This is a genomic window from Streptosporangium sp. NPDC023825, assembly GCF_040639575.1.
In the GTDB taxonomy this organism is placed as follows: Bacteria; Actinomycetota; Actinomycetes; order Streptosporangiales; family Streptosporangiaceae; genus Streptosporangium.
On sequence record NZ_JBFAAE010000015.1, the window covers coordinates 102689 to 127621 of the forward strand.

General features: G+C 70.7%; 18 protein-coding genes. 14 read left to right on the plus strand and 4 right to left on the minus strand.

The features are described 5' to 3' along the window. The first annotated feature begins 9 nt into the window (after nucleotides 1-9). The 4 genes from AB0G15_RS16235 (at nucleotide 10) to AB0G15_RS16250 (ending at nucleotide 2552) form a co-directional block, all read left to right on the plus strand. Complete coding sequence (locus AB0G15_RS16235; RefSeq protein WP_362839886.1) at nucleotides 10-666, plus strand: DUF2975 domain-containing protein; 657 nt, start codon at nucleotides 10-12, stop codon at nucleotides 664-666. Continuing rightward, nucleotides 666-899, plus strand: a complete 234-nt coding sequence (locus AB0G15_RS16240; protein ID WP_362839888.1) for a helix-turn-helix transcriptional regulator — start codon at nucleotides 666-668, stop codon at nucleotides 897-899. The genes AB0G15_RS16235 and AB0G15_RS16240 overlap by 1 nt, the downstream gene beginning before the upstream one ends. 192 nt (nucleotides 900-1091) lie before the next feature. Next, a complete protein-coding gene (locus tag AB0G15_RS16245) occupies nucleotides 1092-1865 on the plus strand; it encodes a MerR family transcriptional regulator (protein WP_362839890.1) in 774 nt (257 codons plus the stop codon). A 108-nt stretch (nucleotides 1866-1973) separates the two neighbouring features. Next, a complete protein-coding gene (locus AB0G15_RS16250) occupies nucleotides 1974-2552 on the plus strand; it encodes a GNAT family N-acetyltransferase (RefSeq protein WP_362839893.1) in 579 nt (192 codons plus the stop codon). Here AB0G15_RS16250 and AB0G15_RS16255 read toward each other — a convergent pair. Both AB0G15_RS16255 and AB0G15_RS16260 read right to left on the minus strand, forming a co-directional pair. Further along, a complete protein-coding gene (locus AB0G15_RS16255; RefSeq protein ID WP_362839896.1) occupies nucleotides 2516-4147 on the minus strand; it encodes a hypothetical protein in 1632 nt (543 codons plus the stop codon). The genes AB0G15_RS16250 and AB0G15_RS16255 overlap by 37 nt on opposite strands. 310 nt (nucleotides 4148-4457) lie before the next feature. Continuing rightward, nucleotides 4458-5291: an NAD(P)H-binding protein gene (locus AB0G15_RS16260; protein ID WP_362839899.1), complete on the minus strand. Its 834-nt coding sequence runs from the start codon at nucleotides 5289-5291 to the stop codon at nucleotides 4458-4460. An 86-nt stretch (nucleotides 5292-5377) separates the two neighbouring features. Here AB0G15_RS16260 and AB0G15_RS16265 point away from each other — a divergent pair, with 86 nt between their 5' ends. The 10 genes from AB0G15_RS16265 (at nucleotide 5378) to AB0G15_RS16310 (ending at nucleotide 12379) form a co-directional block, all read left to right on the plus strand. Continuing rightward, entirely contained in the window at nucleotides 5378-5962 is a 585-nt protein-coding gene (locus AB0G15_RS16265) for a TetR/AcrR family transcriptional regulator (protein ID WP_362839902.1), read from the plus strand. Nucleotides 5963-6137: 175 nt separating this feature from the next. Next, nucleotides 6138-6728, plus strand: a complete 591-nt coding sequence (locus AB0G15_RS16270) for a hypothetical protein (RefSeq protein ID WP_362839905.1) — start codon at nucleotides 6138-6140, stop codon at nucleotides 6726-6728. 159 nt (nucleotides 6729-6887) lie between these two features. Then, on the plus strand, nucleotides 6888-7838 hold the full coding sequence (locus AB0G15_RS16275) for a DUF389 domain-containing protein (RefSeq protein ID WP_362839907.1): 951 nt from the start codon (nucleotides 6888-6890) through the stop codon (nucleotides 7836-7838). Nucleotides 7839-7922: 84 nt separating this feature from the next. Further along, on the plus strand, nucleotides 7923-8828 hold the full coding sequence (locus AB0G15_RS16280; protein WP_362678445.1) for an ABC transporter ATP-binding protein: 906 nt from the start codon (nucleotides 7923-7925) through the stop codon (nucleotides 8826-8828). Continuing rightward, nucleotides 8821-9699 carry an ABC transporter permease gene (locus AB0G15_RS16285; RefSeq protein WP_362839910.1) on the plus strand — a complete coding sequence of 293 codons (879 nt, stop codon included), beginning with the start codon at nucleotides 8821-8823 and terminating at the stop codon, nucleotides 9697-9699. The genes AB0G15_RS16280 and AB0G15_RS16285 overlap by 8 nt, the downstream gene beginning before the upstream one ends. After that, complete coding sequence (locus AB0G15_RS16290) at nucleotides 9696-10610, plus strand: ABC transporter ATP-binding protein (RefSeq protein WP_362839913.1); 915 nt, start codon at nucleotides 9696-9698, stop codon at nucleotides 10608-10610. The genes AB0G15_RS16285 and AB0G15_RS16290 overlap by 4 nt, the downstream gene beginning before the upstream one ends. A 2-nt stretch (nucleotides 10611-10612) precedes the next feature. Next, complete coding sequence (locus AB0G15_RS16295; protein ID WP_362839916.1) at nucleotides 10613-11329, plus strand: ABC transporter permease subunit; 717 nt, start codon at nucleotides 10613-10615, stop codon at nucleotides 11327-11329. A 50-nt stretch (nucleotides 11330-11379) separates the two neighbouring features. Further along, nucleotides 11380-11580 carry a hypothetical protein gene (locus AB0G15_RS16300; protein WP_362839919.1) on the plus strand — a complete coding sequence of 67 codons (201 nt, stop codon included), beginning with the start codon at nucleotides 11380-11382 and terminating at the stop codon, nucleotides 11578-11580. A gap of 422 nt (nucleotides 11581-12002) precedes the next feature. After that, nucleotides 12003-12257, plus strand: a complete 255-nt coding sequence (locus tag AB0G15_RS16305) for a hypothetical protein (protein ID WP_362839921.1) — start codon at nucleotides 12003-12005, stop codon at nucleotides 12255-12257. Then, on the plus strand, nucleotides 12257-12379 hold the full coding sequence (locus tag AB0G15_RS16310) for a hypothetical protein (protein WP_362839923.1): 123 nt from the start codon (nucleotides 12257-12259) through the stop codon (nucleotides 12377-12379). Before AB0G15_RS16305 ends, AB0G15_RS16310 begins: the two co-directional genes overlap by 1 nt. 41 nt (nucleotides 12380-12420) lie before the next feature. On the opposite strand, the gene AB0G15_RS16315 is transcribed toward AB0G15_RS16310, so the two are convergent. After that, nucleotides 12421-13134, minus strand: a complete 714-nt coding sequence (locus AB0G15_RS16315; RefSeq protein ID WP_362839926.1) for a hypothetical protein — start codon at nucleotides 13132-13134, stop codon at nucleotides 12421-12423. Nucleotides 13135-13208: 74 nt separating this feature from the next. Then, nucleotides 13209-24929, minus strand: a complete 11721-nt coding sequence (locus AB0G15_RS16320; RefSeq protein ID WP_362839928.1) for a putative Ig domain-containing protein — start codon at nucleotides 24927-24929, stop codon at nucleotides 13209-13211. Nucleotides 24930-24933: the final 4 nt, after the last annotated feature.

Sequence of the window (24933 nt, forward strand, 5' to 3'; positions counted from 1 at the left end):
GAGGTTGGTATGGAACCACCCACGTCCACCCCCGAATCAGAGCCGGCACCCCTGGGGACACGCCGCAACTTCTGGCTGAAGTGGCTGTACGGGGCACTTCTCCTGGCGGTTCTCGCCGTCGCTCTCCTGTCGATACGGCAACTCGTCGTCAGCGTCATGCTGGCGCTCGGCCAGGGAGGGACGGTTCCCGTGTCGATCCCGGCCGACAGCGTCGACCTCGGCACCTCACTGCCCCCGGGCGTCGAGCTCGCCGGCGATCATCTGCGGGCCACGGTCCGCGTGGCGAGTGGAGGCCTCACCGCGGGGCTCTACCATCTGCTGACCTGGCTTCCCCTGGCCGTGGTGAACCTTCTGTCCTTCTGGTGGATGGCGCGGCTTCTCGCCGGCGGGCTCAGGAGCGACCGCTCCCTGTTCTCCGTCCGGACGACCCGCAACCTCCGCCTGATCGGCGTGACCCAGCTCGTCGGCACGCTGGTGATCTGGCTCACCGCGGGCATGGTCCAGAGCACGCTCTCGATCCATGTGCTCGGCACCGGCGCTTACTACGACGAGCTGTCCCCACCCGCTTTCACCGGTGCCGCTCTCATCGGCCTCTGCGCGCTGGCCGTGTCCGAGGTCGTTCGGAAGGGGCGGCACATGCTTGAGGACCTTGAGGGAACCGTGTGATGAAGGACGAGGTCCTGGAGCACGGCATCGAGGTCGCGCTCGGCGAGATACTCGCCGAGCGCGGCATCACTCTCACGGATCTGTCTCTCCGGGTGGGGATAACGCTGGCGAACCTGTCGATCCTCAAGAACGGGCACGCGAAGGCGATCCGCTTCAGCACGCTCTCCCGGATATGCGAGGAACTCGACTGCCAGCCCGGCGAACTGCTGCGGTACAGACCTTCACCGTCCTGACGACACGGATGTCCCGCACCGTCCGGGCCACCGCCTTCCCCGCCGTTTCGGGCGAGGCCGCGCGGATGGTTCCCGGTACGGGAGCCGGTGAGGAAGGCGGGTGCCGTGGGCGGCCGGGGAGCCTTGTCCCGCGCGTCGCCACGCCTCCAGGGGCTTGAACCTGCCGCGACGGCAGGTCCTAACGTGGCGGACGTGATCGGGAAAGACGACACCGGACGCCGGTGGAGCATCGGCGAGGTGGCGCGGGCGAGCGGGGTGACCGTGCGCGCGCTGCACCACTACGACGAGATCGGCCTGCTGCGCGCGAGCGAACGCACCGCGTCGGGGCACCGCCGCTACACCGGGGGCGACGTGCGGCGGCTGTATCGGGTGCGGGCTCTGCGAACGCTCGGGCTGTCCCTGGAGGAGATCGCGGACGTGCTCGCGAACTCCACGGACGATCTGGCGGCGATGCGCGACCTGCTGACGGCCCAGCTCCGCGAGCTGGAGGCGCACGGCGCACGGATCCAGCGGCTCACACAGCGGCTGCACGGCCTGCTGGGACAGATCGACAGCGCGTCGATGCCCGATCCTGACCAGTTCATGACGACCCTGGAGATGATCTCTATGTTCGAGAGCTCGTTCACGACGGAGCAGCGGGAGCGACTGGCCCGGCGCAGGGCCGGCCTTGGCCCGGAGGCCGTCGAGACGGCCAGGACCGAATGGGCCGGGCTCGTCGAGGAGCTCCTGCGGCACGTACGGGACGACACCCCCGTCGACGACCCCCGGGTGCGGGCCCTGGTCCAGCGCTGGGACGCATTGGGGAACCTGTTCCACGACGACGGCGACGACGGAGAACCGACCAAGGCCGCGGCGCGGCGGATGTGGCGGGAGAACAGCGAGGAGATCGGCCGGAGCCTGCCCTGGCCCGCGGACCGGATGCGCGACCTGGTCCTCTACCTGGAGCGCTCCCGGCAGGCCGGCTGACCACGGTGACCCGATCGCGGCCGTCGCGGCAGCGGCCTTCCCCGCCTGTTTCGGGCGAGGCGCCGCGGATAATTCTCGAGACGAGAGCGGGTGAGGAGGGCGGGTGCCGTGGGCAGGACAGCGAGCGGTCGTGTGATCGTGGAGGTTTTGGGCCCGGAGGAGGGCGAGACGATCACCGAGGAGGTCGGTGCGGCCTACCGGGAGGCGTTCGGTGCCCCGCCCAACAGCGAGGGGCCCGCCGAGTTCGAACACCAGCGAGCCTCCTACGCCGATCTGCTCAGGCGGCGGGGGTTTCGGCTGTCGGTCGCCCGGCAGGACGGGCTGCTGGTCGGCTTCGCCTACGGGGCGTTCCTGCGGGAGGGGGGCCGCTGGTGGAACGGCGTACGCGACCCGCTCCCGGCCGGGTTCACCGACGAGTCCGGTTCCCGCACCTGGCACCTGGTGGATCTGGGCGTACTGCCGGGCCACCGCGGGCGCGGCATCGCCGGACGGCTGACCGAGGCGGTGCTGGCGGGGTGCGGGGCGCAGCGGGCGGTGCTGGCCGTGGAGCCGCGGTTGAAGGGCAACCAGCGCCTCTACCGATCATGGGGCTGGCGGCAGGTCGGGAGCGTGGACGCCCCGGCGTCGTCCGTCAACGACGTCTACGACATCTACGTCCTGGAAGACCTTCCCGCGGGCAGGCCATAGGAGCGCAGCCGCTCGTCCAGGCGCACCACGGGGTCGGTGCGGTTCCAGGGTGACAGGGCCTGGCGGGCGTCGGCGGTGGCCGCGACCAGTCGCGGGGACCGGTTGCGGCCGGTGAACTCGGCGGCCAGGGCCAGCTCCGTGCAGGCCTGGCCGATCTCACGTTTCTGGGCGAACGCGCGGCTGAGATACAGGTGACCGAACGCCAGGTTGCGGGAGAAGGCCGTCCCTATCGAGGTCATCGCCTCGCGCGCGCAGGCGATCGCGTCGTCGGGTTCACGCATGTCGAGGTGGCACAGGGCGCGGGTCAGCGTGAGCATGGCCGGACCGAAGAAGTACGTCAGTCTCCGGCCGGGGTCGTCCTGCGTGGAGTCGTCCAGCCCCGAGCGGGCGGCCGACAGCGCGGTACGGCACCGCGCGTGGTCCCTGGCCCGGTTCTTGCCGTTCTCGCGACGCGCGATTCCCGCATAGGCGCGGGCGCCGACGTCGTTGGCATAGGCGATCAGTATGGGACTGCCGCCCCGCTGCGCCCAGGCGAGTGCCCCGAGGGCGTGCTCGACGCCGAGACGTGGGTCGCCGGACCAGGTGGCCAGGTGACTCCACTGGGCGAGCACGTAACTGGACATGAGGTCGTCGTCGGCTTCGTGAGCGGCGCGCCGGGCCTGGCCGTAATAGTGCTCGGCTCCGGCGAAGTCACCGGAGTTGAACAGCAGCCACCCGATGAAACGGGATATGTCGGCGAGCAGCGACATCAGTCGCCGGCGCAGGTCCTCGTCGGCGGCGCCCCCCAGGAGCCGGCGGACCAGCCCGTGCTGTGCCAGAGCCGTCTCCAGCACGGCCTGGGGACCCAGGATGTCCTCCTGCCTGATGGCGTGACGAAGGATCGTCTCCACATGCCCGACCACCTCGCCGTCGACCCGGGAGGGCGCCTGGGAGGCCGACGTCAGGCGTTCGAGGGCGTCGCGGTCCAGGTGGGCGAGAAGGGGGGAGGCGTGCGCCGCGGCGGCCGCGGAGGCGACCACGGCCAGTAGGTCGCGGCGTTTCATCCCGTCCGCCCACTGGGTGAGAGCGGCGACCAGATAGCCGAACTCCTGCTCCCGCAGAGCCGCGACCGTGAGAACCCGATCGGCCTCGTGGCCGGGCGGCTGTGTCGGCAACCCGTCCAGAAATGAGGCGATATCGGTAACAGTGAGTACGGGCCGGGGAACGGGCCGGTCCTTGGCCGCCGGGTGCCTGCCGGCGCGGTCGTCGTCACGGCTGTGGTCCTCCCCATGGACCAGGTCCCCGGCCCGGCACCGGTAGATGCGGGCCAGGCGTTCCAGTCCGGAGATGGGAGGCTCGTTGCCGGTCGCCGAAGGCCAGGCCTCCCACGCCCCGAGCCGGCGTTCGCTGAGCACGTCGTCTGGCCAGCGCAGGTTCCATAGTCGGACCACCTCGGACTGCGTGTATCGGTGTGCCTCGCGGAAGCCGCGCAGCGGATTGAGCTTGAAACGGAGCTGGTAGTCCGCGGCGATCTGGCTCCACGTGGCCCCGTGCTCGCGCATCTGGGTCGTGAGAACGTCCATCTGCCGCTTGAGGCTGCGGGGTCTGGGTGGCATCGCTCGCCCCTTCCGGGCGTCACTCCCCCGAGGCGGTTGTTGTTTTCCAAACGCTACGGCATTGGTTACGCCAAGTGACGGCCGATTCAAAAACCGGCGACCAGATCGCCGATTTTGGTCACGGATCACGCCGGTGGCCGGTGGCCGCGTCATCCGGACCCGCGAAACCCCCGTTTTGACCGCGTTCTTCGCGGGTCCGCGGTAGCGGACGGTGACAGCGGGGCCGCCGGAGCAGCGGCACATCAGGAACCCGGCGCCTCCGCCCGAGGAGCGCGGATGCGCCTTCCCCGTCGCCGACGTCGCGGGCGGGTCATCTGAAGGCGTCGGCGTTGCGCCGCGCCCACTCCGCGAAGGCTCGGGGGGCGCGGCCGAGGATCCGTTCCACGTCGGGGCTCACCCGCCGCTCGGCGGCCGACGGCTCGCCCAGGATGGCGAGGGTGCCGTCCACGACCGGCTCGGGCATGAACCGCAGCATCTGCTCCCTGGCCTCCTCGCGGCTCTGCTCGACGAACCGCACCGGCGTGCCCAGCGCCTCCCCGATCGCCCGGGCCCGCAGGCGCGGGGTGATCGGCGCCGGGCCGGTGAGCTCGTACGTGTGACCGGCGTGCTCCCCCTTGCGCAGGACCACGGCCGCGACCTCGGCGATGTCGGCCGGGTCGACGACCGGCAGCCCGACGTCGCCGAACGGCGCGGCGGCGGTCCGCCGCGAGCGGATCGTCTCCGCCCACGCGAACGCGTTGGAGGCGAAGCCTCCCGGCCGCAGGACGGTCCACTCCAGACCCGACCCCCGGACGGCGTCCTCCAGCACCCGGAGGGGAGCGTGGGAGCCGGACTCCGGTCGCGTCCCGGCGGCCTGGGAGGACTGCAGGACGACCCGCCGGACCCCGGCCGCCCTCGCGACGTCGAGGATGTCTCGCGGGTTCAGGTGCTCTCCGGCACCGGCGACGAGGAGGAACAGCGCGTCGGCCCCGTCGAGCGCGGGCCGGAGGCTTCGCGGGTCGGCCAGGTCGGCCCGGTGGTGCGTCACGCCCTCCGGCATGTCGGAAGGCCGCCGCGAAACCGCCGCCACCCGCTCCCCGGCCTCGGCGAGCACCCGTACCAGCACCCGTCCGACGTTGCCGGTCGATCCCGTAACCACGATCACGAAAGCCGTCCTCATAAGTAAGTTAGTTGACTGACTAAATGGACCATAGCGAGCTCTCGCCCCGGCTGTCTACACTTGTGAGTGAGATGACTGACTCAGTGAGAAACGACCGCGCCACGAAGCGGGGCAAGCGGGAACGGCTCGTGGCCGCCGCGTCCCAGGTCCTGCACGAGCAGGGCGTCGAGAAGACGACGCTGGCCGACATCGCCCGCGTGGCCGAGGTCCCCCTGGGCAACGTCTACTACTACTTCAAGACCAAGGACCAGCTCGTCGAGGCGGCGATCGAGGCGCACGCGCTCGGCTTCCGGGCAATGACCGCCTCGCTCGACCTGCACACCGGCCCCCGCGACCGCCTGAAGGCGCTCCTGCGCGGCTGGATCGACCAACGCGAACTCACCGCGCGATACGGCTGTCCCACCGGGAGCCTGTGCTCGGAGCTCGACAAGCGCACCGACGGCCTCGACCGCGCCGCGGCCGAGGTCATGCGGTTGCTGATCGACTATGCCGAGCGGCAGTTCCGGGAGATGGGCCGACCCGACTCCCGCGAGCTCGCGGTCGCCCTGGTCGCCGCCTACCAGGGCGTCGCGCTCCTCACGAACACCTTCCGGGACCCCGAGCTCATGGCCGGGGAGGGCCGCCGCCTGGAACGCTGGATCGACTCGCTCACCTGATCGCCCGCGCCGACGACGGGACGTCCTTCCCCGCCGGACGGCTCCACGGGGGAAGGCGCCGTTCCGGCCGCCGCGAAACCAACACCTGCCGGAGGTAAAGCTTTCATCCGCGTGCGTTCATATATCCCGAAATAATGCCAAAGACCCGCTAGTTAAGGGGGTTAGTATCCAATACGTGAGCATCCCATCCCATGGGCCGCTGAAGTTGAGCGTTGGCGCGAGCACCGGTATGAAGATCGGCGCCATCCTCCTGACCGTCCCTTTCGTCGGCCTCCCGCTGTCCGCGATCTCGGAGCTCGAACGGGCCGTTCAGCTGTCCACCGGAGGCTCCGCTCTCGGCTTCCAGCTCCTGATGGTGCCCTTCGTCGTGGCCCTGATGGTCTTCCTCGTTGTCCTCCTCGGCATCTTCCGCTTCCGGGCGGTGCTGGAGGGAGGCGTCGTGGAGGTCCACGGCGCGTTCACGACGCGCAGGGTGGACCTCGCGCGGGCCCGCGTCTGGCTGGACTCCTTCCCCGAGTGCTCGAGGGCCCGCGACCTGACCGGCCGCAGGCTCCCGTACCTGTACATGTACGCCCAGGAGCCGGGAGGCCGCAAAGTCCTGCTGCGGCTGCGCGCGGCGCGCGCCTTCCTGCCGTCGCACGAGCTGGCGGCCCTCGCTGACGCCATCGAGTCGGGCCGCCGGACCGGGCAGGACGCCGAGGGGGCCTCCCGGACGGCCGGCCTGCTCCGGCGCCTGAGTGCCGATCCCGCCGTCAGGGTGCCCTGAGAAGTCCCCGGGAGAATCCGCTCCCGCGCCGGCAGGACGGCGCCCGGCGAGACGACATCCGGTGAAAGCCCGGGTACGACCAGGGCGAGGCGACCTCCGGGAGACGGCCCTCCGCTTTCAGGCTTCAGCGGACCGGGACACAGGTCCTAGGGTTGGCCCGTGCTGCATCTACGCGTGATCAGTCCACCGGAGCTGTCGGACAAGGTGCTGGAGGTGCTCGACGGGTGCGTCGGCGTCGTCAACATCGTGGTGTTCCCCGGTGCCGCGCGCTCCCCCGCCGGTGACCTCGTCCAGTTCGACATCGCCCGCGAGGCCGCCAACGAGGTGATCGACCGGCTCCAGGAACTCGGCCTGCACACGGAGGGCTCGATCGCGGCCGAGCAGGTCGACCTGTCGATCTCGGAGGTAGCCGAACGCGCCCAGGAGGAGGCGCCTGGCGACAGCGACGACGCGGTGGTCTGGGCGGAGTTCGCCCAGCGGGTCGACGAGGACACCCGGCTCACCTGGGCCTTCCTCGTATTCCTCACGATCGCCACGCTGCTCGCGGCGATCGGCGTGATCGTCAACTCGCCGATCCTCATCGTCGGCGCGATGGTGCTGGGACCGGAGTTCGGCGCGATCGCGGCCGTCTGCTTCGGCCTGCTCCGTACCGACCGGGACCTCATCGGCCGCGCGGCCAGGACCCTGGTCCTGGGTTTCACCGTCGCCGTCGTGATCACCTTCGTCTGCGCGCTGGTCACACGGGGACTCGGCTGGATCGGCGTGGGCACCCTGGCGACCGGGCACGAGGAGATCGAGTTCATCGTCAAGTACGACAGGTGGTCGTTCATCGTCGCGCTGCTCGCAGGCGCCGCCGGGGTGCTCTCGGTCACCGCGGGCAAGTCCTCGGCCCTGGTCGGCGTCTTCATCTCGGTCACCACGGTCCCCGCCGCCGGATACTTCGCGGTCGCCGCCGCGCTGGCCCGCTGGGGCGACATGGCCGCCTCGGCCGTCCAGCTCGGGGTGAACGTCGCGGGGATGGTCATCTCCGGCGTGGTGACGCTCCTCGTCCAGAAGGCCTACTGGTCCCGGTTCGGGATGAGGCTGCCGGCCCGCCCGGGTAGGGGTTGACGGCTGAGAATTGCCCATTCGGACGAGGCGAGACTCCTTCCCGTGACGGAGGTGCGCGCCTGTGGCGACGGATAGTGTCCGAGCATGACTATCCTCGCCACCGAGGGACTAACCAGACGTTTCCCCCGGGTGACGGCGCTCGACCAGCTCACCGTCACCGTCGGCCCCGGTGTGACCGGCCTGGTCGGCGCCAACGGCGCGGGCAAATCCACGCTGATCAAGATCCTGCTCGGTCTGCTCGAACCCAGCGCGGGAAGCGCCCAGGTCCTGGGCATGGACGCGACGACCAGGGGGGCGGAGATCCGCCGGGTCGTGGGTTACATGCCGGAGCACGACTGCCTGCCGCCCGACCTGTCCGCCACCGAGTTCACCGTGCACATGGCCCAGATGTCGGGCCTGCCGCGCACCGCGGCCCGCGAGCGCGCCGCCGACGTCCTGCGCCACGTCGGGCTGTACGAGGAGCGCTACCGGGCGATGGGCGGCTACTCCACCGGCATGAAGCAGCGCGTCAAGCTGGCCCAGGCCCTGGTGCACGACCCGCGCCTGATCCTGCTGGACGAGCCCACCAACGGCCTCGACCCGCGGGGCCGCGACGAGATGCTCGCGCTGATCCGCAGGATCGGCTCCGAGTTCGGCATCAGCGTGCTGGTCACCTCCCACCTGCTGGGCGAGCTGGAGCGGGTCTGCGACCACGTCATCGTGATCGACGGCGGCAAGCTGCTGCGCTCCTCGTCCATCGGGGAGTTCACCCAGATCACCCAGACCGTGACCGTCGAGGTCGAGGAGGGGCAGGACGCGCTGGCGGCCCGGCTGACCGAGCTGGGCGAGACCGTCACCCCGCACGGCAGGCTGCTGCTCGTCCACGTCCGCGCGCCGGAGACCTTCGACGCGCTCCGCGACGCCGTCTGCGAGCTCGACCTCTGCCTCGTGCGCGTGGAGCAGGGCCGTCAGCGCATCGAGGACGTCTTCAGGGAGCCGGTCAATGTCTGAACCCACGGGTGTCATCCACGACATCGGATACCGCCACTACGAGGGGCCGCGGCTCGGCCGCGGCCACGCCACCGCCGCGCTGACCGTGCACAGCCTGCGCGGGATCTTCGGGCTCGGCCGCACCGCCCGGTCGAAGATCATCCCTTTCGCGCTCCTGGGCGTCATGCTCCTGCCCGCGGTCGTCTCCATCGCGATCATGGCGCTGGCCAAGCAGGAGGGGATGCGCTACACCGAGTACGCCGTCGTCATGCAGGCCGTGCTCGCGATCTTCCTGGCCTCGCAGTCGCCGTACGCCGTCGCGCCCGACCTGCGCTTCCGGGTGCTGCCGCTCTACCTGTCGCGCCCGGTGACGATCCGGGACTACGTCGGGGCGAAGCTCGCGGCGATGACGACCGCCATGTTCCTGCTGCTGGCGGCACCCCTCACCGTGCTCTACATCGGCGAGGTGGTCATCGACCTGCCCGGCGACACGCACACCGCCGAATACCTCACCTCCATGGCCGGCGCGGTCTGCTACGCGCTGCTGCTGGCCTGCCTCGGCGTGGCCATCGCCTCGTTCACCCCCAGGCGCGGCCTGGGCGTGGCCGCGGTCATCGCCTTCTACCTGCTCGCCTCCGCCGTGTCGACCGTGCTGTTCGCGACGCTGGAGTCGATGGGCGACGACACCACCGCCGCGTGGGCGTGGCTGATCAACCCGTTCTTCCTGGTGGACGCCGCCGTGCACGTCGGGATCTTCGGGGCGACGCCCACCGCGGGCGTCATCTACCCGCCGGACGGCGGATCCCTGGTCGCGGGAGTGATCATGATCGCGCTGATCGCCCTGTCCGTCACGGCCCTGATCGCGCGCTACCGTAAGGCGGCCTCCCGATGAAGATCGAACTGGCCCAGGTGTCCCGCTGGTACGGCAACGTGGTCGCGGTCAACGACATCACCATGACCGTCGGCCCCGGCGTCACCGGGCTGCTCGGCCCGAACGGCGCGGGAAAGTCCACGCTGCTGCACATGATGGCCGGGTTCCTCGCCCCCTCGGGCGGCACCGTCACCCTCGACGGCGACCGCATCTGGCGCAACCACGAGATCTACCGCTCCATCGGCCTGGTCCCCGAGCGCGAGGCCGTCTACGGCTTCCTCACCGGCTGGCAGTTCGTGCTGTCCAGCGCGAGGCTGCACCGCCTGCCCAACCCCGACGACGCCGCGCGCAAGGCGCTCGCCCTGGTGGAGATGGAGAGCGCCAAGGACCGCAGGATCGAGACGTACTCCAAGGGCATGCGCCAGCGCGTCAAGGTGGCCGCGGCCCTCGTCCACGACCCGCAGGTCCTGCTGCTCGACGAGCCGTTCAACGGCATGGACCCGCGCCAGCGCCTGCACCTGATGGACCTGGTCCGCGCCATGGGCACCGCGGGCAAGACCATCCTGTTCAGCTCGCACATCCTGGAGGAGGTGGAGCGGGTCGCCCAGCAGATCGAGGTGCTGGTGGCCGGGCGCCACGCCGCCTCCGGGGACTTCCGCGAGATCCGCCGCCGGATGACCGACCGCCCGCACCTGTTCAGGGTCCGCTCCAGCGACGACCGCCGCCTGGCGTCCGCGCTGATCGCCGACGCCTCCTCGGGCTCGGTCTCGCTGACCGAGGCCGGCCTGGAGGTGCACGCCGTCGACTTCCGGCGCTTCACCCGGCTGCTGCCCAGGGTGGCCAAGGACGCGGACATCCGGATCCTGCAGGTCTCCCCCGCCGACGAAGACCTGGAGAGCGTCTTCTCCTACCTGATCAACAGGAGCAGCTGACCATGAACGGTGTCATCGCCGGAATCTCCTACCGGGCGCTCCTCGGCCGCCGCCGGATCTGGCTGCTGATCATGCTGCCCTTGGTGCTGGTCGCCATGGCCGCCCTGCTGAGGTTCATCGGCGCCGCCGACGAGCGGACCGCGGTCACGCTCATGCAGACCTTCGCCATCGGCACCATGCTGCCGCTGCTCGGCCTGATCGCGGGGACCGGGGTGATCGCCCCCGAGATCGACGACGGCACGATCATTCACCTGCTGTCCAAGCCGATCTCCCGCCCGGTGATCGCCCGGACCAAGTTCGTGGTCGCCGCCTCGATGCTCGCGCTGTTCGCCGCCGTGCCGACCTTCGTCGCGGCCTACCTGCTGGTCAACCTCGAATCCGGCATCGCGTACGGCTTCGCGCTCGGCTCCCTCATCGGCGGGATCGCGTACGCGGCGGTGTTCATGCTGCTGGGCGTGCTGACCCGGCACGCGGTCACGATCGGCATCGTCTACGCGCTCGTCTGGGAGGGCGTGGTCGGCAACTTCGTCCCCGGCGCCCGCAGGTTCTCCATCCAGCAGTGGGCCCAGACGATCGCCGACCAGCTGTCGTCCTCCGCGTTCTTCTCCACCGAGATCACCCTCGGCTTCGCCGTCCCCGCCCTCGCCGTCGTCACCGTCGGCGCGGTCGTCTGGGCGGGCGTGCGCCTGCGGAGCTTCTCCCTCACCGGCGACGAGTAGGACCTCACGTGCGTCCTCTCTGGCAGGGGGCGCACGTGTACCGTTCGAATATGAAGCCGTACCTGCATGGGCTGCGCCTCACGGAGTTCAAGACGTTTCGCGACGCGACACTCCCGCTGGGCGGCATGACGGCACTCATCGGCCGCAACAGCAGCGGAAGGTCGAACGCGCTCGACGGGCTTGAGGTTCTCTCCCGGCTGGCGGCCGGTACGGACATCGTGGACGCGCTCGACAGCAGGCGCGGCGACTAGGGGCCCCTCCGCGGGGGCATCGAAGGATGTCCCCCGCACGGGACGGACCGGTTCAGCCTGGGCTGCACGGTCTTCCCCCTCAGAGGCGAGCCGAGCAGCTATCGGATCGTGCGGCTCGACGTCACGATCCAGGTCCGCCCCGAGCCGGAGATCGTCAGCGAAACGCTCTGGGGAATATCAGGCCACAAACGATCCACAAAGAACTGGCCGGAGCGGTTCCGTCACAAGCTACTCGCGACCGAAAGCACCTCGCCGGGGTCGGGCGGTATCGACGCCACCTGGTACAACGGCCGACCCGGTCGCAGCCCGCGCGCCCCTTTTCGTTCCTCCCGGCTCCTGACCAGCCAGCTCGCTCTCCGGCTGGAGGGCAGGAACGGAAGGGAGCGCGCCGTCATCACGGCGGCCGACAGGACCGGGAAGATGTGCTGCGGTCACTGCGTGACGAGAAACGATCATTTGATCTCATCCTGCCCGTCACCGCGGTGATCGAGACCGGCAACCACATCGCCCAGCTCTCGGACGGCCGGCTCCGCAGGCAACCCGCCGACAAGCTGTCCGATCTCCTCGGACTCGTCATCACCGGGCAGGCGCCCTGGGTGCTGCACACCGTCGAATGGGCGAGGGCTTCCTGCGGTCACTCCTGTCGGGAACGGGAACGCCGTTCTCCGACCACGTGATGGCCAAGCTGGGTCTGGGCGACCTTTGCGTCCTGACCGAACGGGAGCTCTACCGCGCGAGGGTCGTCAATGTGGACGTCGGTATCTGGACCCTGGACGCGCAGCTTCGGTCACACTCCTGAGCAACGGGGTACGGGGCCCGTACCCCGTTGCTCAGGAGTCGTCACGAGGGCGGCTGCCGCAGGTGGCGGCCGCGCCTGGAACGGCGGACGAGCAGCAGCCCGGCCAGCGCCAGGACCAGCAGACCGGCACCCGCGCCCAGGCCCACGTACCCCAGGCGGCTCGACACGGGGTGGGCCCTCGCGTGCGCGGCCTCGGCCGCCGCCGCGCCGGCCGGCAACTGGTCGGAGTGGGTGGCGCAGACGATCGGCCTGTCGCTCCCCTCGGTGTTCGCGCAGGCGATGCTGGCCAGGCGCAGCAGGTCCTCCGGGGTGGCCCCCACCTCCGCGACGGTGTGGAAGGTGGCGTCCTTGCCGGGCGGCACGTCGGTGCTCCAGCGGACCTGCCCCTTCGAGGCCGAGCCCCCGCCGTCCGCCGAGACGAACCTGAGGCCGGTCGGCAGGGTCTGGGTGAGTTCGAGGTCGCGCACGCGGGTCGCCCCGGTGTTGCGCACGGTGACGGCGTAGGTGAGCCGGTCTCCCTCCTCGGCGGCGGTCCGGCCGTTGTCGATGCTGATGCTCAGGCTCGGGACGCCCCCGGTCACCGCCTTACCCGCCCTGCCCCCGGCGCCCTTGGCGTTCCCGGGGTCCTCAGGGTGCGGTTCGAGGGCGGCCACCGCCGATGACGGTGTGGCGAGGGCGACGACCAGGGCCACGCCGAGCCCGCAGCGGACCGCGGCGCGCAGCGTACCGGTGGAAGGACGGATCATCGATGTCATGGCTTTCTCCTTCACGTTGCTCGCGTACGGGATGAGTGGTGTGCGATGGGACGTCCCCCGGGAACGGCGTGGCGTCATTTGGCCGTCGCGACATAGGTGAGCGTCCCCGAATAGGTGCCGACCTGGACGAAGGGGATGTAAGCCTCGAAGTCGGTGCCGATGGCGTCTCCGCTGGGGGCGGACGGGACCGGCTGGTCGTGGACGAGCACCGGGACGGTGGTCGAGAGCGGCTGGAAGGCCGACGTGCCGGTCTCGCGCACGCGCAGGTTCCCGATCGGGATGGTGGAGTCGTTGCCGGGCTGGTCGGAGGTGAGCTCGGGGGATGCCGCCCGCACGGTGACGGTGTAGCCGTCGAAGCTGTTCGTGATGACCGTCATGGTCACGAGCTGGTTGCCGCGGACCGTCGAGTCCGGTTTGCCGGTCAGGGTGAAGGCACTGGTCAGGTCGATGAGGGTGATGCTGGTGGGGGTCACGGCGGTCTGGACGGAACAACCGGGGTCGGTGCCGCCGGCGGGGCAGGTACTGCCGGCGGTCGCCGAGGTGACCTGGTTGTCGAGGATCGCGTCGCCGGTGCCCTCCTGGGTGACGAGCACGCTGAAGGTGACGACCGCGCTCGCCGCCACCGGCAGCGCCCCGGTCCAGCCGAGGACGCCGTCGGCGTAGGTGACGGCGCCGACGCTGGCCGTCGCGTCGTTGCCGTAGACGGCGTCGTCGAGCACCCCGGCCAGCGCGTCGGTGAACGCGGCCTCGGCGTACGGGGACTCCCCGGTGTTCGTGGCCGTGATCGTGTACCGGACCGTGGCGCCTCCCACCACGGCACCGCTGTTGTCCGCGGTCTTGGTGATGGTGAGGCCGGGAGTCAGGACGGTGACGGTCGTGGTGCAGCGGGGGTCGTCTCCCCCCTCGGGACAGGTCGCCCCGGCCGTGACGGAGCTGACGGTGCTGGTCATGGTCTTGTCGCCCGGCGGAGGGTAGAGGGTGGTGACCGAGTAGGTGATCGTCGCGGTGTCCCCGATGGGCAGGGCGCCTCCCCAGCTGAGGACGCCGGCGGCATAGGTGACGGTGCCGACGCTGGCGGCCGCGTCGCCCGCGTAGACGGCGTCGTCGAGCACCCCGGTCAGCGGCTCGGTGAACGCGGCGCCGAGATAGTCGGTCTCGCCGGTGTTGACCAGGGTCACCGTGTACTGGACGGCCTCTCCGGCGACGACGGTGGCGGTGTCGGCGGTCTGCGTGATCGTGAGCTGCGGTATCAGGACGCGTACGAACGTCGCGCACGCCGGGTCGGTACCACCCACCGGGCAGGTGCTGCCCGGTGCGGTGGAGGACACGCTGCTGGTCAGCGCCTTGTCGCCGGGGTCGGGGTCCTTCACCGTGACGGAGTAGGTGATCGTGGTGCTCGCGCCGATCGCGAGGGACCCGACCCAGGTCAGTTTCGGCGCGGTGTAGTCGAAGACGCCGGTGGAGGCGCTCGCGTCGTTGTTGTAGATCGTGTCGGGGAACAGGCCGTCCAGCGCGGCGACGACCGAGGCGCCGGCGTAGTCCGTCTGCCCGGTGTTGGTGAGCGTGATCGTGTAGCCGATCGTGCCGCCGGGGGTCGTGGTCGCGGTGTCGGCGGTCATCGCGATGCTCAGCGCGGGGATCAGGACGGTGACGGTCGCGCTGCAGGCCGGGTCCGTGCCGCCTGCCGGGCAGGTGCTGCCGGGCACGGACGAGGAGATGACGCTGGTCATGCTCGTGTCACCGGTGTTGGGGTCGGCGGCCCTCACCGTGTAGGTGACGGTCGAGGTCGCCCCGACCGCCAGGTCACCGGTCCAGGTCAGTGTGGTTCCGGCGAGGCCGAGCGCGCCGGTGGTGGCGGTCGCGTCGTCGTTGTAGGTGGCGGCGTCCAGCACCTCGGCCAGAGAGTTCACGACGCTCGCGCCGGAGTACGGGGTCTGGCCGGTGTTGGCGATCGTGATCGTGAACCGGGTGACGCCGCCCGGGGTCGTGGTCGCCCGGTCGGCGACGATGGAGGTGGTCAGCCCGGGGATGAGAACGGTCACCGTCGAGGTGCAGGCCGGGGCGCTGCCACCCACCGGGCAGGTGCTGCCAGGCGCGGACGAGGCGGTGGTGTTGGCGAGCACCCGGTCGCCGGCGTCCGGGTTGTTGACGGTGACCGAGTAGCCGATGGTCACCGCCGCCCCGATCGCCAGGTCGCCGGTCCAGGTCAGGGTCTGCCCGGCGAGGCCGACCGTGCCGGTCGTGGCGGTCGCGTCGCCGTTGTAGGCGGCGTCGTCCAGCACCGCCGCCAGCGGGTCGGTGACGGTCACGCCGGTGTAGGCCGTCTGCCCGCTGTTGGTGGCGGTGATCGTGTAGCCGACCGTGCCACCGGGGGTCGTGGTCACCGCGTTGGCCGTCTTGACGATGGTCAGCGCCGGGACGAGCACGGTGACGAGCGTCGTGCACGCCGGGACGGTTCCGGCAGACGGGCAGGTGCTGCCCGGCGTGTCGGAGGAGACCCGGTTGTTGATCAGCTTGTCGCCGGGATCGGGGTTCAGCACGGTGACCGAGTAGGTGATCGTCGAGGTCGCGCCGATCGCGAGGTCGCCGGTCCAGACCAGGTTGGAGCCGGTGAGGGTGACGGTGCCGCTCGTGGCGCTCGCGTCGCCGTTGTAGGTGGCGTCCGTGAGCACCTCCGCGAGGCTGTCGGTGGCCGTCGCCCCCGTGTACGGGGTCTGCCCGGTGTTGGCGACCGTGATCGTGTAGGTGATCGTCCCACCGGGCGTGATCGTCGTCCGGTCAGCGCTCTTGGAGACGTTCAGGGCTGGGATCAGCACGGTCACCGTCGAGGTGCAGGCCGGGTCGGTGCCGCCGACGGGGCAGTTGGTACCCGGTGTGGACGAGGTGGCGAGGGAGGTCATGACCTTGTCCCCCGGGTCCGGGTTCAGCACGGTCATCGAGAAGGTGGCGGTCGCGGTGGCGCCGACCGCGAGCGGGAGCGTCCACTTCACCGCGCGGTTCTGCGGGACGAGGACGAAGCTGCCCGCCGTGACCGTCCCGTCACCGTTGTAGACCGCGTCGTCCACGGCTCCGATGAGCAGTCCGTCCACGACGAGGTCGGTGTAGGGCGTCTGCCCGGTGTTCGTGGCCGTGACCGTGTAGCTCACCACCTGGTTCGGGACGGCCGTGGTGACGTTCGCCACGTTCGTGATCGTGACCCTGGAGATCGGGACGTCGCTGAGGCAGTGGGGGTCGGTGCCGCCGGCCGGGCAGGTGCTGCCGGAGGTGGCGGAGGTGACGGCGTTGACCAGCCGCTCGTCGCCGGTGCCCGGGTCGTCGACCGTGACGCTGTAGGTGACCGTGGCCGCCTGGCCGGGGTTGAGAGCTCCGGTCCAGGTCAGGTTGGGGCTGGTGAAGGTGACGCTACCCGTCGTGGCGCTCGCGTTCCCGTTGTAGGCGGCGTCGTCCAGCACCCCGGCCAGCGCGTCGGTGAACGTCGCCGCGGCGAAGGGCACCTGCCCGGTGTTGGTGGCGGTGATCGTGTAGGTGACCGTCGCCCCGGGGACGGCCGACGTGGCGCCGGGCGTCTTCACGAGCGTCAGGATCGGGGTGAGGACGAGGACGCTCACCCCGCACGCCGTGCTCGTGCTGGAGGGCGGGCAGGTGCTGCCCGCCTCGCTGGACGCGACCTGGTTGACCAGGAGCTTGTCACCCGTGGCGGGATTGGTGGTGGTGACCGAGTAGGTGACGGTCGCGGTCGCCCCGACCGCCAGGTCCCCGGTCCAGGTCAGCGTGGTCCCGGCGAGGCCGACCACGCCGGAGGTGGCCGCCGCGTCACCGTTGTAGGTCGCCTTGTCCAGCACGCTCGCCAGCGCGTCGGTGACGACGGCACCGGTGTACACGCTGTCCCCGGTGTTGGCGATCGTGATCGTGTAGGCCACGGAGCCGCCCGGGACCACCGCGCTCCGGTCGGCGACCTTGGTGATCGTCAGCCCCGGGGTCAGCACGGTGACCGTGTTGGTGCAGCCGGGCTCGGTCACCGCGGGGCAGCTGCTGCCCTGCACCGTGGAGAGCGTGGTGAGAGTGATCACCTTGTCCCCCAGGTCGGGGTTGTTCACCGTGAGGCTGCCGGTCAGCGTGACGCTGCCGCCCACGGGGACGTCCCCGGTCCAGGTGAGCCCCACCACTCCCCCCAGGCTCAGCGTCAGCGTCCCGGAGGTGGCGGTCTGGTCGCCGTTGGCGACGGCGTCGTCGGCGCCTTCGATCCCCCGGAACAGGACGCCGATTCCGAAGTAGGGCGTCTGCCCGGTGTTGGTGATCACCGTGGTGTAGTGGATCACATCGCCCGGCAGGTAGGCCGGCTTGTCGGACGAGGTCACGATGGCCAGGCTCGCCACGGTCACCGTCTCCACGCAACGGGGGTCGGTGCTTCCCACCTCGCAGTTCTCGCCCACCGAGTCCGAGACCAGGGTGTTGGTGAGGATCCCGTCGCCCGAGGCCGGCGTGTTCACCGTCACCGAGTAGGTGACCGTGGTCGACCCCTCGGCCGGAACGGTCCCGGTCCAGGTCAGGTCGGGTGCGTCGTAGGTGACGTCACCGGTCCCGGCCACGGCGTCGTTGTTGTAGGTCGCGTCGTCCAGCACCCCGGCCAGCGAGTCGGTGAACGTCGCGTCGACGTAGGGCGTCAGCCCGCTGTTGCTGATCGTGACGGTGTAGGTGACCGTCTCGCCCTGCGCGGCCGAGGGGGTGCTCGCGGCCTTGTCGAACGTCAGCGTGGTGGCGCCGGTGATCGGGACGCTGTCGACGCAGCGCAGGTCGGTCCCGCCGGCCGGGCAGTTGTTGCCCGGGGTGGCGGAGGTGACGGCGTTCACCACGTTCAGGTCGCCGGTCGCCGGGTTGTCGACGGTGGCCGTGTAGGAGACGGTCGCGCTCGCACCGGGCGCGAGATTTCCCGTCCAGATCAGGTCGGACCCGGTGAGGCCGACCGTTCCGCTCGTGGCGGTGGCGTCCGCGTTGTAGGCGGCGTCGTCCAGCACCCCGGCCAGCGCGTCGGTGAACGTCGCCCCCGTGTAGGGGAGCGGCCCGGTGTTGGTGGCGACGATCGTGTAGGTGATCGTTGTTCCCGGCACCGCCGTCGTGGGATTCGAGGTCTTGGTGATCCTCAGCGTGGGGACGAGCACGGCCACGGTGCTGGTGCACCGGGTGTCGCCGCTCGCCGGTGTGCAGTTGACGCCGGTGGTGGGCGAGGAGATCGTGTTGATCATCGCCTTGTCCCCGGGGTCGGGGTTGCGCACGGTGACCGTGTAGGCGATGGTCGCGCTCGCCCCGACCGCGAGGTTCCCGGTCCAGGCCAGCGTGGATCCGGCATAGCTCACCGTGCCGGTCGTGGTGGTGGCGTCCGCGTTGTAGACGGCGTCGTCCAGCACCCCGGCCAGCGGGTCGGTGAACGTCGCGCCGGTGTAGGGCGCCTGCCCCGAGTTGACGACGGTGATCGTGTAGCCGACGGTGCCTCCCTGGACGGTGACGGCCGTGTTGGCGGTCTTGGTGATCGTCAGGCCGGGGACGAGCACGTTGAGCGTGGCGGTGCAGAGGGGGTCCGAGCCGCCGGACGGGCAGTTGTTGCCCGGGGCGGCGGAGACGAGGGTGCCGGTGACGATCCGATCGCCGGTGGGCGGGTTCTTGAGCGTGAGGGTTCCGGTGACGGTGACGACTCCCCCGACGGGGATGTTCCCGGTCCAGGTGAGGCTCGTGGCGTTGAGCACGAGCGTGCCCGAGCTCGCGGTCTGGTCCCCGTTGGGGATGGCGTCGTCGATGGTGTCGGCGGTGGGGACGGAGACGGAGATCCCCGTGTAGGGAACCTGTCCCGTGTTGGTGAACGTGGCGTTGAGAGTGATCGTCGAGCCGGGGGTCGCCCCGGTCTGGGTGTAGCTCTGCTCCAGCAGGAGACGCGCCACCGCCACCTGGACGGTGCAGCGCGGGTCGGCGCCCCCCGCCGGGCAGTTGTTCCCCGTGGTGGACGAGACGGCGGTGCTGGAGAGCAGGGCGTCCCCGGTGTCAAGGGTGTCGACCGTGACGGAGTAGGTGATCGTGGCGCTCGCGCCGACCGCCAGGTCGCCGGTCCAGGTCAGGTCGGCCCCGGTGAGGCCGACCGTTCCGCTCGTGGCGGTGGCGTCCCCGTTGTAGGCCGCGTCGTCCAGTACCCCGGCCAGCAGGTTGGTGACGGCGGCGCCGGCGTACGGCGTCTGCCCGGAGTTGGTGACGGTCACCGTGTAGTTGACGGTGGCCCCGGGCGCCGTCGTGGCGGTGTTCGCGCTCGCGGCGATGGTCAGCTCCGGCACCAGGACGGCCACCGTCGAGACGCACGCCGGGTTGGTGCCGCCCGCCGGGCAGGTGCTGCCCGGCGCGGACGACACCGCGACGTTGCGCATCACCTTGTCGCCGAGGTAGGGGTCGTTCACGGTGACCGAGTAGGTGATCGTGGCGGTCGCGCCGACCGCCAGGTTCCCGGTCCAGGTCAGGTCGGACCCGGCATAGGCGACCGCACCGGCCGTGGCGGTCGCGTCTCCGTTGTAGGCGGCGTCGTTGAGCACCTGGGCCAGCTGGTTGACGACCTGGGCCCCGGTGTAGGCGGTCTGCCCGGTGTTGGCGACCGTCGTCGTGTAGGTGACCGTGGCACCGGGGACGGTCGTCTGGGTGTCGGCGGTGTTCGTGATCGTCAGCTCCGGGACCAGGACGGTGACCACGCTGAAGCAGCCGGGCGCCGTCGCGCCGGCGGCCGGGCAGGTGCTGCCCGGCGCGGCGGACGTGAAGGAGCTCCCCAGGACCTTGTCGCCGGTGTCGGGGTTGTTCACGGTCACCGAGCCCGTGATGGTGACCGTCGCGCCGATCGCGATGTCCCCGGTCCACAGGAGCGAACCGTCCGGGGTCACGTCGATGCTGCCCGAGCTCGTCACGATGTCACCGTTGTAGGTCGCGTCGTCGAACACGTCCGTGACGGTGAACGTGGCGCTGATGCCCACGTAGGGGGTCTGCCCGGTGTTGACCATCGTGAGCGTGTACGGCACGACGCCGCCCGGGACCGTGGTGCTCGACGGGGTCGTGACGGTCATCGTCAGCTGCGGGACGAGGACCGTCACGCTGCTGGAGCACCGGGCGTCGCCGCCGCCCGACGGGCAGTTGCTGCCGACGGTGGCCGAGGTGAGGGCGTTGGTCAGCGTCTTGTTCCCGGTGTCGGGGTTGATGACGGTGACCGAGTAGGTGATCGTGGCGCTCGCGCCGACGGCCAGATCGCCGGTCCAGGTCAGCGTGGAGCCCGCGAAGCCGACCGAGCCGCTGGTCGCGGCGGCGTTCGCGTTGTAGGTCGCGTCGTCCAGCACCCCGGCCAGGGCGTCGGCGAACGTCGCGCCGGTGTACGGCGTCTGTCCCGAGTTGGTGACCGCGACCGTGTAGTTCACGACCGAGCCGGGGGTCGTGGTCAGCGTGTCGGCCGTCTTGACGATCGTCAGACCGGGGACCAGGACCGTGACGACGCTGAAGCACCCGGGGCCCTGGTTGCCCGCCGGGCAGTTGCTGCCGGGCGCGGTGGAGATCACGGAGGTTGTCAGAACTTTGTTGCCGGTGTCGGGATCCTTCACGGTGACCGAACCTGTGACGGTGACGGTCGCGCCGATGGCCAGGTCACCGGTCCAGGTGAAGGTGCCGTTCAGGTTGTTGACGACGGTGCCCGACGTCGAGGCGAAGTCTCCGTTGCCCGTCGCGTCGTCCAGCACACCCACCATGGAGACGGTGAAACTCGTCCCGACGTACGGGGTCTGCCCGGTGTTGGAGGCCGTCAACGTGTAGTTCACGACCGAGCCGGGGGTGGCGTTGGCCACGTCCGTGCTGGTGCTGATCGTCAGTCCCGGAACCAGGACCGTGACGGTGGCGACGCACTGCGGGCCGGGGTTTCCCGGCGGGCAGGTGCTGCCGGGAGTGGCCGAGGAGACCGTGTTGGAGACGATCCTGTTGCCGGTGTCGGGGTTGCGCACCGTGGCCGTGTAGGTGATGCTCGCGCTCGCGCCGGGCGCGAGGTTGCCGGTCCAGGTCAGGTTGGGGGCGGTGTACGACAGGTTGCCGGTCGTCGCGACGGCGTCGGCGTTGTAGACGGCGTCGTCGAGCAGTCCGGCCAGCGCGTCGGTGAACGTCGCGCCGGTGTACGGGGTCTGGCCGTTGTTCGTCACCGTGACCGTGTATCCGATGGTCCCTCCGGGGGTCGCCGTCGAGACGTTGGCGACCTTGACGATGGACAGCCCGGACACGGTCACGGTGGCCGAGCAGCGGGTGTCGGCGCCGCCGGCCGGGCAGGTGCTGCCGACCGTCGACGAGGTCACCGCGTTGGCCAGCACCTTGTTGCCGGTGTCGGGGTTGTTCACCGTGACCGAGTAGGTGATGGTCACGGTGGCTCCGGCCGCCACGTTGCCGGTCCAGGTCAGGGTCTGGCCCGCCAGGGACACCGAGCCGCCGCTCGCGGTCGCGTCGCCGTTGTAGGTCGCGTCGTCGAGGACGCCCGCCAGCGGGTCGTCCAGCGTCGCGCCGGTGAAGGCGGCGGTACCGGTGTTGTTCACGGTGATCGTGTAGTTGACCGTGCCGCCCGGGACCGCCGAGGAGACATTGGCCGTCTTGACCATGACCAGGGCCCCGGCCGCGATCACCAGCGTCGCGGATCGGGTGTCCGCGAGGCCGTTCGCGTCGACCACCCGGAAGGTGACCGTGAAGTTGCCCGTCGTGGTCGGGGTGCCCGACAAGACGCCGGTCGAGGCGTTCAGGGTCAGGCCCGGCGGCAGGCTGCCCGCGCTGACCGACCACGTGTAGGGCGCGACCCCGCCGCTGACGGTCAGCGGGACGCTGTAGGCGACCCCGACCTGTCCGGGCGGCGGCGCGGCGAACGTGAACGTCGGCAGCGCCGCGATCGTCACGCTCACCGTCCTGGTGTCGCTCTGGCCGAAGGCGTCGACCACCCTGACGGAGAAGGAGAAGACGCCTCCCAGCGTCGGGGTGCCCGACAGCACGCCGGTGGAGGTGTTCAGCGTCAGACCGGGGGGCAGGCTGCCCGCCGTGATCGACCACACGTACGGCGCGGTGCCTCCGGTGACGGTCAGCGGGATGCTGTAGGGGATGCTCACCTCGCCGTTGGGCGGCGCGGGGAACGTCAGCACCGGCGGCGGCGCGATGACCAGGGTGACCGCCCGGGTGGTGCTCACGTTGCTCGCGTCCGTCACCATCGCGGTGAAGGAATAGGTGCCACCCAGCGTCGGGGTGCCCGACAGCACGCCGGTCGAGGCGTTCAGGGTCAGACCCGGCGGCAGGCTGCCCGCGCTGACCGACCACGTGTAGGGCGTCGTACCGCCGGTGACCGTCAGCGGGACGCTGTAGGCGACGTTCACCTCACCGGCCGGCGGCGGCGCGAAGGTGAAGGCGGGCGAGGCGTTGGGGACGACGGCGGCGGAGGGCAGGGACGCCGGGCCCGGGCCCGCCGCGTTCACGGCGGTGACGGTGAACGTGTACGAGGTTCCCGGTGTCAGGCCGGTGACGGTACGGGTGGTCGCGGTGCCGGCGAACGTCTGGGTGGGCTGCGCGACGCCGCCGATGTAGGGCGTGACGACGTAGCTCGTGATGGTGCTGCCGTTGGCCGCCGGCGCGGTCCAGGTGAGGTTCGCCGAGGAGGTGCCCGCGGTGGCCGCGGTGATGGTGGGCCGGCCGGGGACGTCGTAGGGGACGACCGCGTTGGAGGCGGGGCTGGCCGGGCCGGTGCCGACCGCGTTCACCGCGGTGACGGTGAAGGTGTAGGTCGCGCCGGCGGTCAGCCCGGTCAGCGTCCTGCTGGTGGCCGAGGCGTCGAAGGACACCGGGGTCTGGACCACGCCGTTGCGGATCGGGGTCACGATGTAGCCGGTGATGGCGCTGCCGTTGGCCGCCGGCGCCGTCCAGTTCACCGTCGCGCTGGTCGTCCCGGCCACCGCGGTGGGCGCGGCGGGCGCCGCGGGGGAGGAGATGTAGGTGTAGGCGGCCTGCGCGTCCAGCCCCTGGGTGACGACGTTGACGTTCACCGCGCCGGCCGTGGTCCTGGCGGGCATGGAGGGGATGGTCAGGGTGCCGTCGCCGTTGTTGACGAAGCAGCCGGTGGTGACCCCCGAGGGGCACGGCAGCAGGACGACCGGGGTGCCCGCCTGTTGCTGGGCGGTGGTGCCGATCTCGATGGCGGTGGCGTTGGAGATGTTCGTACCGCTCACGGTCACCGTGTTACCGCCGGAGATCGTGCCCGAGTTCGAGCTCAGGGTTATGCCGCCGGGCGTCGCCGGCAGCGTGCCGACGGTCGTCGTCGCCAGATAGGCCGGATTGGCGTCGCTGGACGACGCGGTGACCACGGTCCCGCTCTGGATCTGCGCCGGCGTGACGCCGGTCCCTGTGACGATGCCCACCACGGTGAGCGGCGGTAACGTCGTCCCGTCTGCGAACGGGGTGGCGAAGTTCGTGCAGGTTATGGAGCGCGACGACGGCGCCGAGCAGACCCACCCGGTGCCGTACGCCCCCACGGGGACCGTCCCGGCGGGCAGGGTCTGGGTGATCGTGATCGGCGTGGTCTCGTCGAGACCCGCCGCGACACCCGCGACGACGCTGTAGGTCACGGGGTCGCCCGGCTGCAGCGTCGCGGCGTTGTAACTGGTCTGGGCGACGGTCAGCTCGGGAACCGCGCTGATCGTGGCGACCCTGGCGTTGTCGACCTCGTGGAAGTCGGTGATGCCTCCGGTGGAGGCCACCCAGCCGAACGCCAGCTGCCGGGGGATCCCGGCCGAGGTCAGCCAGCTCGCCGGGAACAGGCTCGTGGAGACCGCGGGGAGGGTGCCGGTCAACGTCCTGGACGTACCGTTCACCAGGGTGGTTATCACTCGGTAGCTGTTGGCCGGGATGGCCATGCCTGCGGCGGTGGTGAGAACCGTGTTCGTGGGGTTGATACCGACCTGGACCGGGACGGGCGTGCGGGCGGTCGATCTCAGCCCGAGAACGGGGGCGCTCGTCGAGGTGGCCGTGCTGTTGATCGCGCAGTATCCGACGGTGCCGTTGCCCGGTCCCCGGATGACGACCTGGCCGGGCACCCGGACGCTGCCCGTCCCGATGTAGGCCGGGTTCGTGCAGCCACTTCCCTGGTAGGCGCTGTTGCTGAAGTTCCCGTACACGTCGAAGCCGATGCCGAGATAGCCGTACGCCAGGCCGGGGAGGGAGGAGAACGAGGTGTAGCCGAGCGCACCGCCCGACTGGCCGATGTTGGCCGGAGGCGCGGACGTGGCGGGGTTCACCGCGGCCAGGACGAAGGTCATCCCGTCGGCTGCCGTCCCGCCGTACTGGTAGGTGTTGAACGTCACGTCCAGCCCCTGCGAGGTCGGCACGCTGACGGCCCCGAGGAGCCCGCCGACCTTGGTGGTGGCCGCGTCCGTCAGGCGCAGCTTGCCCGAGCCCTGTTGGTCCCGGTTGTTGTCACAGGTGTGCAGGGCGCCAGTGCTGTTGTTGCCGGAGGCGGTCAGGCACGCCATGTTCGTGCCGCCGCTCGGCAGCGCGGGCAGCACCACGGCGCCGAGCCCGTTGGGCGTGTTGTTGTGGAAGGGCTGGTCGAACACGATCGTGCCGGCCGCCGACGCGGCCATGGGAGCCGGCGCGTTCAGCGCGCCGGCGGCCGCGCTCAGGACGAGCAGCTGGGCGAGTGCCCGCCTGTACCTCGGCGAGCCTCCGATCAGGTTCGTGAACCGGCCGGGCGCCCCTGCCGGGCGTGGCACGTCACTCATCACG